Origin of the sequence: Pseudonocardia sp. TRM90224, assembly GCF_021245725.1 — a bacterium.
Taxonomy (GTDB): Bacteria; Actinomycetota; Actinomycetes; order Mycobacteriales; family Pseudonocardiaceae; genus Pseudonocardia.
Window position 1 is genome coordinate 28984 of sequence record NZ_JAJGSX010000057.1, and the last position, 12345, is coordinate 41328.

Genomic DNA, 12345 nt, shown 5'->3' on the forward strand with positions numbered 1-12345 from the left:
GCCATGACCGGATCGTGTGTAGCGCGGGCCACATTGTTAGCGCTCACATTTCGTGGCGTCAAGGGCATCCGAGGCAACGATTGCGTCGCAGAGTCCGTGCAGGCAGGTTGACTGATCGCAACCGCTTGCAACTCGATGGAGAGCGCTCACATGAAGGCCTGGACAGCGCGCAGGTGGGAGGCGCTACCGTCTACCCATGGACGTGACCACGGGACGCGAGCCGTCGATGTTCGACGTCGCGAAGCTAGCCGGCGTTTCCCACCAGACGGTGTCGCGTGTGCTCAACGGCCATACGAACGTCAAGGAGGCCACCCGCCTGCGCGTGCGCACGGCGATCGCCGAGCTGGGCTACCGGCCCAACCGCGCCGCGAGGGCGCTGGCCACCGGCCAGTCCCGCACCCTCGGCGTGGTCGCCCCGCGCTCGACCCTCTACGGCCCGGCGTCGCTGCTCGCCGCGTTCGAGGAGACGGCGGGCGCCGCCGGGTTCGCGGTGAGCGTCTCGCGCGTCCGCACGTTCGAGACCGCGGCCGTGCAGCTCGCCGTCACCGCCCTGCTCGACCAGCGCGTCTCCGCGATCGCCGCGATCGTGCCGGTGCGCGGCGCCGCCGAGGCGCTCGCCGACCTGCCCTCCGGCACCCCGCTCGTCACGATCGACGGGCCGCTCTCCACCGCCGCCACCACTGCCACAGCGGCCGCCAGCACCGTGGCCGTCGACCAGCGGCAGGGCGGCCGGCTCGCGACCCGTCACCTCCTGGATGCCGGGCACAGCACCGTGTGGCACGTCTCCGGGCCGCAGGACTGGTTCGACGCCGCCGGCCGCACCGAGGGCTGGGCCGCCGTGCTGCGGGAGGAGGGCCGGACGGTGCCGCCGCCCGTGCCCGGCGACTGGACCGCGGCGTCGGGCTACCGCGCCGGCCAGCTGCTGGGCCGGATGCCCGAGGTCGACGCGATCTTCGTGGCCAACGACGCCATGGCCCTGGGTGTGCTGCACGCCCTGCACGAGCTCGGTCGCCGCGTACCCGAGGACGTGAGCGTGGTCGGGTTCGACGACGTCCCCGAGTCGGCCCACTACATCCCGCCGCTCACAACCGTGCGCCAGGACTTCGAGGCCGTCGCGACGGGTGCGGTCGGCGTGCTGCTGGAGCAGCTCGAAGGCTCGGACCGCCCCGCCGACCAGGTCGTGACGCCCACCCTCGTCGAGCGCAGCAGCGTCGCCCGTCGCTGACCCCAGAGGACACAACCGCACCTCAGCGGGCGGCGCCCGCGCGTCGCTTGTTGTAGAGGTCGAACGTCACGGCCAGGAGCAGCACGAAGCCCTTCACCATCGACTGCACCGACTGGTCGACGCCCATCAGCTGCATGCCGTTGCTCATCACGGCCATGATCAGGCCGCCGGCCATCGCCCCGACGACGGTACCCACGCCGCCGGTCACGGCCGCGCCGCCGATGAACGCCGCGGCGATGGCGTCCAGCTCGAACATGTTGCCGGCCGCGGGCTGCGCACCGTTCGAGCGCGACGAGTAGATGACGCCGGCGATCCCGGACAGCAGGCCCATGTTCACGAAGATCCAGAAGTTGACCGCGCGGACCTTCACCCCTGACAGCGTCGCCGCCGCGAGGTTCCCGCCGATCGCGTAGACCTGCCGGCCGAACACCGAGCGCCGCGTGACCACGCCGTACACCAGCACCAGCACGCCGAGCACGATCAGGACGACCGGCAGCCCACGTGCGTTCGCGAGCTGCCAGGCGAAGTACATGACCACCGCCCCGACCAGCACCACCCGCGCGACGAACAGCGGGAACGACTCCACCGGCTGGTGGTAGGTGATGCGCGCGACGCGCGTGCGGAACCCGTTCACCGCGTAGCCCGCCACCCCGACCGCGCCGATCACGAGCGTGAACACGTCGTAGCCGTCGCCGCCGAACAGGCCGTTGAGGAACCCGCTCGCGATCTGCTGGTACTCCGCGGGGAACGGCGAGAGCGAGATGTTGTCCAGCACCCGCAGCGTCAGGCCGCGGAAGAGCAGCATGCCGGCGAGCGTGACGATGAACGCCGGGATCCCGACGTAGGCCACCCAGAACCCGTGCCACGCGCCCACCGCGAGCCCGACGGCGAGCGCCGCGAGCACCCCCAGCCACCACGGCAACCCCTGGCCGATCACCAGCACCGCGGAGATCGCTCCGGTCAGCGCCACCACCGAGCCGACCGACAGGTCGATGTGCCCGGCGATGATCACGATGACCATGCCGATGGCCAGCACGAGGATGTAGGAGTACTGCAGCACGATGTTGGTGACGTTGACCGGGCTGAGCGAGACCCCGCCGGTCAGGATCGCGAACAGCGCGACGATCACCACGAACGCGACGTAGATGCCGCTCTGGCGGAGGTTGCGGGTGATCAACGCCCGGATGTCGCTGGTGCCTACGTGCAGCGCGGCGGCCGTCGTGCTCTCCTCGGCCCGGCCGGACGGCGGCGCGGTCCTGGTCATCGGACGGGCTCCTTCTCCTGGGTCATGAGCGCCATCAGGCGCTCCTGCGTCGCCTCGGCGACCGGCAGCTCACCGGTGATGCGACCGGCGGACAGCGTGTAGATGCGGTCGCAGATCCCCAGCAGCTCGGGCAGCTCGGACGAGATGACCAGCACCGCCTTCCCCGCGGCGACCAGCCGGTTGACGATCAGGTAGATCTCGTACTTGGCGCCGACGTCGATCCCGCGGGTCGGCTCGTCGAGCAGCAGCACGTCCGGGTCGGTGAACAGCCACTTCGACAGCACGACCTTCTGCTGGTTGCCGCCGGAGAGCGTGCCGACGACGCTCATCACGCTCGGCGCCTTGATCGCGAGGGTGCGCCGGCTCTCCTCGGCCACCTTGATCTCCTCGTTGCCGTTCACCCAGCCCCGGCGCGCGAGCTTGCGCAGCCCGGCGGCGGAGACGTTGCGACGGATGTCGTCGATGAGGTTGAGGCCGTAGCGCTTGCGGTCCTCGGTCGCGTAGGCGATGCCGTTCTCGATCGCCTCCGCGACCGTGCGGGCCCGCACCGGCCGCCCCCGCACGAACAGCCGGCCGCTGATGCCGCGGCCGTACGAGCGCCCGAAGACGCTCATGGCCAGCTCGGTGCGCCCGGCGCCCATCAACCCGGCGATGCCCACCACCTCACCGGCTCGCACGTTGAGGCTCACCCCGTCGACGACCGTGCGGTCCTGCGTGGCGTGCCGGACCGTCCAGTCCTCGATGCGCAGCACCTCCTCGCCCGGCGCGGACACCCGCCACGGGTAGAAGCTGTCCAGGTCGCGGCCGACCATCCCGCGGATGATCCGCTCCTGGGTGGCGTCAGGCTCGCCCATGTCCATGGTCTCGACGGTGTGCCCGTCGCGGATCACGGTCGTGCGGTCGGCGACGCTGACGATCTCGCCCAGCTTGTGCGAGATCATGATCGAGGTGATCCCGCGGTCCTTCAGCCGGCGCAGCAGGTCCAGCAGGTGCTCGGAGTCGGTGTCGTTGAGCGCCGCGGTCGGCTCGTCGAGGATCAGCAGCCGCACGTCCTTCGACAGCGCCTTCGCGATCTCCACCAGCTGCTGCTTGCCCACGCCGAGCTGACCGACCGGCGTCACCGGGTTCTCGTCCAGCCCGACCTCGGCGAGCAGCCGGCCGGCCTCGGCGTTGGTGCGGTTCCAGTCGATGAGCCGGCCCCGACCGCGCCGCTCGTTGCCCAGGAAGATGTTCTCCGCGATCGACAGGTGTGGCACCAGCGCGAGCTCCTGGTGGATGATCACGATCCCGACGTGCTCGCTGTCGCGGATGCCGGCGAACCGCACCGGTGTCCCGTCGAAGACGATCTCCCCGTCGTACGTGCCGGCCGGGTGCACCCCGGAGAGCACCTGCATCAGCGTCGACTTCCCGGCGCCGTTCTCCCCGCAGACCGCGTGGATCTCACCGCGCCGGACCTCGAGGTTCACGTCGTCCAGCGCGGTTACACCCGGGAACGTCTTGGTGATGCCGTGCATCTCCAGGATGCGGTCGACCGACACGTCCGGCACGTCCCGACCTCAGCCCGCCTGGCCCTTGGCGACCTCGTCGGCCGTCCAGTAGCCGGAGTCGACGAGCACGGGCTTGATGGTGTCGGCGTACACCGTCTCGACCGGGAGCAGGAACGACGGCACGACCTTCACCCCGTTGTCGTAGGTCGTGGTGTCGTTCGCCTTCGGCTGGGTGCCACCGAGGAAGGCCTGGCCAGCGACGACGGCCTGCTCGGCGAGCAGCCGGGTGTCCTTGAAGATCGTCGAGTTCTGCACGCCGTCGGCGATCAGCTTGACCGACGCGATCTCGGCGTCCTGGCCGGTGACGACCGGCATCGGGTTCTGCGCCGTGCCGTAGCCGGCGTTCTGCAGCGCCGTGATGATGCCGCGCGAGATCCCGTCGTAGGGCGAGAGCACGCCCTGCAGCTTCGTGCCGTCGTTGTAGCTGGAGGTCAGCAGGTCCTCCATGCGCCGCTGCGCGGTCTCCTGCTGCCACCGCAGGATCGCGCCCTGCTCGATCGACTTCTGGTTGCTCTTGACGACCAGCGTGCCGTTGTCGAGCAGCGGCTGCAGCACCGACATGGCACCCTTGAAGAAGAACGTGGCGTTGTTGTCGTCCAGCGAGCCCGCGAACAGCTCGATGGTGAACGGGCCCGTCGCGGTGCCCTTCGAGCCGTCCTCCTTCAGCAGGCCGAGGCCGGTGAGCAGCGCGTTCGCCTGCGCGACCCCCACCTGGAAGTTGTCGAACGTGACGTAGAAGTCGACGTGCTCGCTGTCGCGGATGAGCCGGTCGTAGGCGATCACCGGGATCTTCGCGCCGGCGGCCGCCTGCAGCTGGCTGCTGAGCGCCGTGCCGTCGATGGCCGCGATGACCAGCAGGTCGGCGCCCTGGGTGATCATCTGGTCGACCTGCTGCGACTGGGTCGGGATGTCGTCGCCCGCGTACTGCAGGTCGACCTTGTACCCGGCCTTCTCCAGCTGCTGCTTCACGGAGTTGCCGTCGGCGATCCACCGCTCCGAGGTCTGCGTCGGCATCGAGACACCGACGAGGAGGTCCTGCGGTTGGGCACTCGTGCCGGCACCCCCACCCCCGCCGGCACCGCTGCCGCCGCAGGCCGCGAGGCCGACCACCAGTGCGGCAGCGGCCCCGATCACGCCCAGCTTTGCGCGCACGTCCATCTCCTCCTCGAGACGCCCGACCAAAATGTGAGCGCTAACATATAGCGGGTGGAGGGGGTCCGCAGCCCCCGCGGGCGTCACGGTCCGGTAACACCGTCACGGGTCGACGAGGTGCGGGCGGGCCCGACGGGAGGGCAGGAAAGCCACTTTCCTGCCCTGTGCGGGCCGGAAAGTGGCTTTCCTGCCCTCGCGTGCGCAACGCACACATTGAACCCGGCCGGCCACCGCGGCCCCGACCCTGGCCGCGGTCGCTCGTGCACTCACCCCGTCCGCGGTCGCGCACCCGAGCCGCACCCCGACACGGGATTCTCATCCCTCGTGGCGGCCCGGAGGGTCATGACGGACTTTCCTGGCAACGGGTGCGTCGCGCACGCATCCCGCCCGTGCGTGTGAGCGCTAACAGGCAACGCCTCAGCGAACGTCCGGATTCGGGTGCCGCACCCCGGAACCGGCCATCCGCAGCACCCCGACCACGTGCATCGGCGACATGCGCAGCACGGCACCCATGTAGTCGATCAAGCGTCGCCGCTGCTCGGAGAAGTGGCCGTCACGGGTCACGATGGTCGCCGCCGTCGTCAGCAGGTACTCGCGGCCTTCGAGGCCGAGGTACTCGACCCACTCGCCGAACATCGACGCGACGTCGCCGGGCAGGGTCGCCAGGTCGACGTCGAGGTGTCGGCGGTTGTAGCCGGGCAGGCCGGCGTCGGCGATGGCCGTCGCGGCCTCCTCGCGCGCGGCGGGGTCCGCAACCGCAGCGTCCCGCACCACGGTCACGAGCATGACCCGCACGGCTTGGGGCAACCACTGGTGCAGCTGCTCCCGGGTGGGCACGGTCAGCACGATCTCGTCGAAGTACGACCCACACGTATCGCATTGCACGTAATCCCCGAGCGTCTGCAACAGGATCACCGGAATGAAGAAGAAGGTGAACCATCGGCGCGCCCGCACGCTCCGGTAGGAGCGGTCGCATCCGCATTGCGGGCAGTGGAACGAACCGGTCGCCAACACCTTGTACAGGACGGTCCAACCCCAGATGAGCACGTCCGCCTCCACTCCGCGCGATCGGGACCCGCAAATCGTCGTCCCGTGGTGCGAGCGCCAGCAACGCCTCGCGACCGAAGTAGCGACCGAAGACTTGGGCCGTGCCTAAGCCGGCGGCAACGGGCACGAGCCCGTGCGCTCGCCCTCCGAGTTGATCTCGGCGTTGCTGCGCGGGTCACCCGCGTAGTCGATCCAGTTGGTGCACGACTCGTCCGCGCGGTACGGCCAGGGCGGCGGGCAGGTGCCCGCCTGCTCGCCGAGGGAGTTGATCTCGGCGTTGCTGCGGGTGTCGCCCGCGTAGTTGATGCGGTTGATGCAGGACACGTCGGACGCCGGCGCCGACGTCGCACTGGGGACGCTCGGACCTGGCGCCGGAGCGGCCGCGGGCGGCGGGCTCGCACTCCCGCAACCGGCGAGCACCGAAGCCGCCATGCACCCGGCCGCCAGAACTGCACCGCGCACCGCGGTCCCCACTCCGCTGATCACCGACGGATGCTCCCAGCTCCGGAGATCAACCCTCAAGCAGGACCACTCCGACGTGCACCCGGGGTCGGCGCGAGCGCGTGCAGTCCCGCTCGGAGCCCAGTCCGCTCCTCCTCGCTCAGCCGACCGAACAGCTCCTGGTCGAGACGCTCCGCCGCCGCCCCGACCTCCGCGATGAGGTGTCGCCCGTGGTCGGTGACCTCCAGGCGCGCGGCGTGACCATGACCGGGCAGGCTCCGCACGACCGCCCCGCTCTGCTCCAACGCCCGCACGGTGGCGTGCATGCTCTGCGCGGTGACGCCGACCCGGCGCGCCAGATCGGAGTACGACAGTTCCGGACGGCGCGACAGGTGCGCCAGCGCGCCGTAGTGGCGCAGGGTGAGCCCCAGTGTCGCCAGCTCGTCCTCGACCCGCCGGCTCAGCATCCGGCCGGCCGCCACCATCAAGATCGACACGGAGCCGCTCTCCGGTGGCTCGTCCGCACCTGCCATGCCCAACCCTCTTCCCCGGCCCGGGTGTCGACCCCGGACGTCCGGCTCAGTATGGGGGCCACCTCCGGCCTTCTTCTGAACACCAGTATCAGTCTGACTTACAGTCTCACTGAAAGCTGATCCTGAACCGGAGGACCCCATGCCCCAGCCGCTCACCGTCGGCATCCTCGTCGCACCCGAGTACGCCGTCTGCGACATCGTCGGACCCCAGACCGTGCTGGGCATCCAGCCGGGGACCGAGCTCCACCTGCTGTGGAAGGACCGCACGACCGTCAACGGGTACCCGACGTTCCCGACCACCCCCACCACGACGTTCGCCGACTGCCCCGACGAACTGGACGTGCTGGCCGTCGGCGCGATCCCGCCGCACGTCGTCGCGGACCCCGAGGTCGTCGCGTTCTTCAGGGCCGCCGCCGACCGGGCGAAGCACGTGATCGCCGTGTGCGGCGGGGTGGTCCTGGCCGGCGCCGCAGGCCTGCTGGTGGGCCGCCGGGCCACGACGAACTTCCACATCCTCGACCTGCTGCCGGAGTTCGGCGCGATCCCCGTCGAAGGCGGTGAAGTCGTGCGGGACGGGAAGATCTGGACGGCCGGCCCCGCCACCGGTTCCTACGAGGCCGCCCTGATGGTGCTCGCCGAGCTGCGCGGCGAGCAAGCCGCCCGGCAGGCCGAACTCGACATCGAGTACGCACCGCACCCGCCGTTCGGCACCGGCAGCCCGGCCCTTGCCGGCCCCGAGATGACCAAGGCCTCGACGGAGCGGATGTTCGCCATCCTGAACCTCGACCCGACGGCACCCCTGCTCGACCAGCTCCACACCGCGAAGGCAACCGCCTGAGCCCTGCAGCCGAGCCCACCACCTGGATCCGGGCACGGGTCGCGGCCCTACAGCGCAGCGCCCCCGGGTCGGACCAGCCCCGACTCGTACGCCATGACGATCAGCTGTGCCCGGTCTCGGGCCCCGAGCTTCGCCAGGATCCGGCTGGTGTGGGTCTTCGCGGTGGCGATGCTGACGACCAGCTCACCGGCGATCTCGTCGTTCGTCATCCCGGCGACGACGAGCATCAGGACCTCGCGTTCCCGCGCGGTCAGCACATCGAGGGCCAGCGGCGGGCCCGCACCGCGAACTCCGCGATCAGGCGCTTCGTGACCGTCGACAACGACGTTCTGGTTGTTTGTGAGCGCTAACAACAGCCAAAACGTCGTTGTCGACGCCCACGCCTCGACGGCCGTCGCGGCGGCCGCGCGATTGGCCATCGCACCCACACCACGCCCCCGCGACCAGCCGCAACTCGCCGCGGATGCCACCCTGGCAGCCACGCGCGCCTGGGCGTCGAGCCGGCTCGACGCCCCGCTCACGCTGTCCGATCTGGCCTCGCATGCGCGGATGAGCACCCGCACGCTGACGCGCCGGTTCCGGTCCGAGACCGGCACGAGCCCGCTGCAGTGGCTCCTGCACCAGCGTGTGGAGCTCGCGCGTGAGCTGCTGGAGCGGACGGATCTGCCGATGGACCATGTCGCCCACCGCAGCGGCCTGGGCACCGCCGACTCGTTGCGCCAGCACGTGGTGCGCAGGCTCGGCGCAACGCCCTCCGCATATCGGGCGACGCACCGGCCTGAGCGGCGCTGAGCGGCGCCGTCAGATTCCGGCCAGCACGCTCATGGCGTCGTGCTCCAGCCGCGAAAGGTCACGGAGGCGGGCGCCGGCCCGTTCGAGGTGTATCGCCTCGCCGGTCTCGCCTGCGGCGGCGATCAGCGCGGCCACCTCGGTCCACGAAACGGCGGCCTCGCGGTACATCTTGTGCGCGGTGCGCAGCCCGCCGTCGTCGATCAGCTCGGTGCATTCGCCGAGGAAATCGCGGTAGAGGTTGCGGAACAGGGCACCGCCCGTCCCTGCCCGTTCCATGAGGGCGGCGGCCAGAGGGAGATCACGTCGGGGGTCGGCGGCCCGGTCGAGCCACTTCCCCACCTGCTTGGCGGCCTTCTCGATCCCCCGGTGTCCCAGGTTCGAGATGGGCGGGTCGATGAAGTCGAGAGCGCAGGCCTTGATCGCGGGGACGATCAGGTCCCGCACCGGGGCCGGATCGCCCGGGGCGGTGATCGTGAACGAGCGGTTCCGCGCCGTCATCGGGCCACGCTCGGCCCTGGCGGCGGCGAGGCTGGTCAGGCTGGTCGTCACCGCTCCGCCTTGCTGGTCGGTGTCCACCAGGTACGCCCTGCTGTCGTCGTACCCGTACATGGCCACGACGTGCCCGCCGAAGTGGACCTTCGACCCGAAGTAGTCCAGGTGGTGGCTGTCGAGCTGCAGCCCCACCGGCCTCCCGGCGTCGATCTGGGCCTCGACGTCCTGCCACGCCTTGCGCGCGGAAGTGGTCTCCCGCACCACCAAACCCAGGCCCAACCGGACGGCGAGGTTCCGGGTGAGCTCGAACGGCTTGACCCGGCCCCCGAGGAACGGGAAGTCCATCCCCTTCCCGTCCCAGTACACGAAGGCCAGGCCGGCCCCCAGCCCGAACAGCATTGGCTCGGACAGATCCAGCCCGTCGTGCCGCAGCAGCACACCCAGCGCCGTGGTCTCGCAGTGCTGCATCCCACGCGTCGAAACGTTCTCGATGATCAATTCGGACCCCTCGTCGTCCCAGGCTTGGGAGCCTGGACCCTCCCCCGGGGGCGGGGTCAACCCGCGCCGTGCCGAGCGGGTTCGCAGCGGTCGGTTGGGAAGCACTGAGCGAAGGGCTGGAGGAGTTCGGCGGGTACTGCGACTGCGAGGTCGTCATGAACTGCGATCCTGACGAGGTCTTCGGTTAGGCCGATCATCGGCGAGGTTCGGCGGATCGCTCCAGCGATCCTCCAGCCGGGAGCCGTACCCATGCGGTGGCGAGGGAGTCTCGTCGAGCGGTTTCGAGGGGGTCGGTGTCATGAGTCGATCGGGACAGGTCGTTCCGGAGAAGTCGGCGGAAGTTCGCCCGTTCCGCGTCGACGTTCCCCAGAGCGAGCTCGACGACCTGCGTGATCGGCTCGCGCGCACCCGCTGGCCGAGGCAGCTGCCAGGTGCCGCGTGGAGCCGAGGCGTCCCGCTCGCGCACCTGCGGGAGCTCGTCGAGTACTGGCACGACGGCTACGACTGGCGGGCGGCCGAGGCGGCGCTGAACGCGGTGCCGCAGTTCACCACCGTGATCGACGACCAGCAGATCCACTTTTCGCACCTGCGATCGGCGAACCCCGACGCGATCGGGCTGATCGTCACGCACAGCTGGCCCAACTCCGCCGCCGAGCACATGCGGACCGTCCAGCGGCTCGGCGAGCACTTCCACGTGGTGGCGCCGACGCTGCCGGGCTTCGGGTTCTCACCGTTCCCCGAGCCGGCGGACGAGCGGCCGTGGAGCGCCGAGCGCGTGGCCCGCACCTGGGCCGAGCTGATGCGGAGGCTCGGCTACGACCGCTACGGCGCGCACGGAAACGACGCGGGCGCGCTGGTGTCCCCGCAGCTGGCCGTCGCCGCCCCGGAGCACGTCATCGGCGTGCACATCACGGGTGGGCTCGGCGTGCCGACCGGCGACCCGGCCGAGTTCGAGGGACTCACCGAGGCCGACCAGGCCGAGCTGGCCCAGATGGCCCAGTGGTGGAGCGAAGGCAGCGGCTACGGGCCGTACCTGGCGAAACGGCCGCAGACGCTCGCGTACGGCTGGCACGACTCGCCCGTCGCGCAGCTCGCGTGGCTGGTGGAGCGGTTCGCGGAGTTCGACGGCGGGCCCAGCGAGCGCATCGACCGCGACCAGATCCTCACCAACGCCAGCCTGTACTGGCTCACCGGCACCGGCGCCAGCTCGTCGTGGACCTACTACGAGGGTGCCGCCGGCATGCCGATCAACCAGGACCTGGTCCCGACCGGGGTGTCGCACGGCGGGCCCGCCGCGCTCGGCAAGATCGCCGCGCGCACGAACAAGATCGTGCGGTGGTCGAGCCTCGAAGCGGGCAGCCACATGGTCGCGATGGCCGACCCCGACCGCCTGGTCGACGACATCGTCGCCTTCTTCACCGACCTGCGCTGACACGGCGGCCCGGCCGGCGTTGCCGCGCTGTCAGGGGGATCGGCTTGGATGCGGGCATGTCCGTCCTCGACGTCATCAGCCGGCTGCCCGAGATCCCGGTCGTTCGAGATCGCGCCCGAGCCATCGCCGTCCTGGACGCCATCGTGAGTCCGACCCGGGACTTCCGGTACTTCTGGTTCAACTCCCGGTGGTCGCCGACGGAGGAGCTCGCCTCGATGAGCAACGGGAGCGGCGACGACTACTCGATCGTCTTCTCGCCGGCGGGTGCTTGCGCTCTCGGCTTCGACCACGAATCGTCGATGAGCCCGTACCGGGTCAGGCCTGCGGCGCCGTGGCCGGGATTGTTCGACGGTCTGCCAGAGGCGTTCCGCCGATACGTCACGGACCCCGCCTTCATCGACGAGACCGGAACGCCGGTGACAACCGTGTGCTTCTGGCGCGAACCGGGAGCCTCAGGGTGGGAGACGGGGCGCGCCGAGGACCCGGCGGACGACGGCGGTGCGGAGGAGCTGTTCGCCGTCCTGACGGCCGGCCACCCTGAGGCCTACCAGCGGTTCGCCGAGGACATCTACGAGATCGCGGCGGACATCGAGGCCATTCGCCACGTCTATGCAATGCAGCCTCTTACCCAAAGCGTCGTCTCGGCTCTGCACCCGGACGCCACCCTCGCCGACCTCCACGAGGACCTGACGCGGATCGGGTATCCCGGGACCTCCTGATCACAGCCTGGGGCCGGACGGGTGAGTCGACACTTCCAGCACGGTGAGTCGACACCTCCAGCACGGTGAGTCGACACCTCCAGCACGGTGAGTCGACACCTCCGACACGGCGAGTCCCACGTTTCAGCGAGCGAATCCCACGTCTCAGCGGGCGAGTCCCACGTCTCGACGGGCGAGTCCCACGTTCCAGCGAGCGAGTGCGACCTTTCATCCGGTGGGTCGTGAGTGCGCGACGCACGCGTTGCCAGGACAGTCATCCGTTGCCCTCCGGGCCGCCACGAGGGATGAGAATCGGTCACGTCCCGCTGAGTGGTGGAGTTCGTGCTCGACACCGTGCGGGTCAGTGTGTGGTCATGATGCCGTGA

Annotated in this window: 13 protein-coding genes and 1 pseudogene; 6 read left to right on the forward strand and 8 right to left on the reverse strand. The window is 70.2% G+C overall.

Annotated features, from left to right (window positions below; genetic code table 11):
- Nucleotides 1-196: 196 nt before the first annotated feature.
- A complete protein-coding gene (locus tag LL648_RS39770) occupies nucleotides 197-1225 on the forward strand; it encodes a LacI family DNA-binding transcriptional regulator (RefSeq protein ID WP_232668142.1) in 1029 nt (342 codons plus the stop codon).
- 22 nt (nucleotides 1226-1247) lie between these two features.
- Here LL648_RS39770 and mmsB read toward each other — a convergent pair whose 3' ends face one another.
- From mmsB to LL648_RS39800, 6 genes are all read right to left on the reverse strand, one after another.
- On the reverse strand, nucleotides 1248-2489 hold the full coding sequence (mmsB, locus tag LL648_RS39775; protein ID WP_232668143.1) for a multiple monosaccharide ABC transporter permease: 1242 nt from the start codon (nucleotides 2487-2489) through the stop codon (nucleotides 1248-1250).
- Entirely contained in the window at nucleotides 2486-4003 is a 1518-nt protein-coding gene (gene mmsA / locus LL648_RS39780) for a multiple monosaccharide ABC transporter ATP-binding protein (protein WP_232668154.1), read from the reverse strand. The genes mmsB and mmsA overlap by 4 nt, the downstream gene beginning before the upstream one ends.
- A gap of 42 nt (nucleotides 4004-4045) precedes the next feature.
- Complete coding sequence (gene chvE, locus LL648_RS39785; RefSeq protein WP_232668144.1) at nucleotides 4046-5188, reverse strand: multiple monosaccharide ABC transporter substrate-binding protein; 1143 nt, start codon at nucleotides 5186-5188, stop codon at nucleotides 4046-4048.
- A 417-nt stretch (nucleotides 5189-5605) separates the two neighbouring features.
- On the reverse strand, nucleotides 5606-6235 hold the full coding sequence (locus LL648_RS39790) for a zinc ribbon domain-containing protein (protein ID WP_232668145.1): 630 nt from the start codon (nucleotides 6233-6235) through the stop codon (nucleotides 5606-5608).
- Nucleotides 6236-6340: 105 nt separating this feature from the next.
- Nucleotides 6341-6721 carry a hypothetical protein gene (locus LL648_RS39795; protein ID WP_232668146.1) on the reverse strand — a complete coding sequence of 127 codons (381 nt, stop codon included), beginning with the start codon at nucleotides 6719-6721 and terminating at the stop codon, nucleotides 6341-6343.
- 32 nt (nucleotides 6722-6753) lie between these two features.
- Complete coding sequence (locus LL648_RS39800; protein ID WP_232668147.1) at nucleotides 6754-7209, reverse strand: MarR family winged helix-turn-helix transcriptional regulator; 456 nt, start codon at nucleotides 7207-7209, stop codon at nucleotides 6754-6756.
- Between the two features lie 139 nt (nucleotides 7210-7348).
- Here LL648_RS39800 and LL648_RS39805 point away from each other — a divergent pair, with 139 nt between their 5' ends.
- On the forward strand, nucleotides 7349-8047 hold the full coding sequence (locus tag LL648_RS39805; protein ID WP_232668148.1) for a DJ-1/PfpI family protein: 699 nt from the start codon (nucleotides 7349-7351) through the stop codon (nucleotides 8045-8047).
- A 47-nt stretch (nucleotides 8048-8094) separates the two neighbouring features.
- Here LL648_RS39805 and LL648_RS39810 read toward each other — a convergent pair.
- Nucleotides 8095-8363: pseudogene (locus LL648_RS39810) on the reverse strand (response regulator transcription factor); the annotation flags it as partial.
- Between the two features lie 23 nt (nucleotides 8364-8386).
- On the opposite strand from LL648_RS39810, the gene LL648_RS39815 reads away from it, so the two are divergent.
- The gene (locus LL648_RS39815; protein ID WP_308190451.1) at nucleotides 8387-8839 is read left to right on the forward strand and encodes a helix-turn-helix domain-containing protein; all 453 of its coding nucleotides are present in this window, start codon (nucleotides 8387-8389) and stop codon (nucleotides 8837-8839) included.
- A gap of 9 nt (nucleotides 8840-8848) precedes the next feature.
- Here the strand turns inward: LL648_RS39815 and LL648_RS39820 are convergent, their stop codons facing one another.
- Nucleotides 8849-9829, reverse strand: a complete 981-nt coding sequence (locus tag LL648_RS39820; RefSeq protein WP_232668149.1) for a BtrH N-terminal domain-containing protein — start codon at nucleotides 9827-9829, stop codon at nucleotides 8849-8851.
- Between the two features lie 68 nt (nucleotides 9830-9897).
- Here LL648_RS39820 and LL648_RS45600 point away from each other — a divergent pair, with 68 nt between their 5' ends.
- From LL648_RS45600 to LL648_RS39835, 3 genes are all read left to right on the forward strand, one after another.
- Nucleotides 9898-10017: a DUF2695 domain-containing protein gene (locus LL648_RS45600; RefSeq protein ID WP_232668150.1), complete on the forward strand. Its 120-nt coding sequence runs from the start codon at nucleotides 9898-9900 to the stop codon at nucleotides 10015-10017.
- 110 nt (nucleotides 10018-10127) lie between these two features.
- Nucleotides 10128-11261 carry an epoxide hydrolase family protein gene (locus LL648_RS39830; protein WP_232668151.1) on the forward strand — a complete coding sequence of 378 codons (1134 nt, stop codon included), beginning with the start codon at nucleotides 10128-10130 and terminating at the stop codon, nucleotides 11259-11261.
- 56 nt (nucleotides 11262-11317) lie between these two features.
- Nucleotides 11318-11980 (forward strand): hypothetical protein, encoded by a 663-nt coding sequence (locus tag LL648_RS39835; RefSeq protein ID WP_232668152.1) that lies wholly within the window; start codon nucleotides 11318-11320, stop codon nucleotides 11978-11980.
- Nucleotides 11981-12345: the final 365 nt, after the last annotated feature.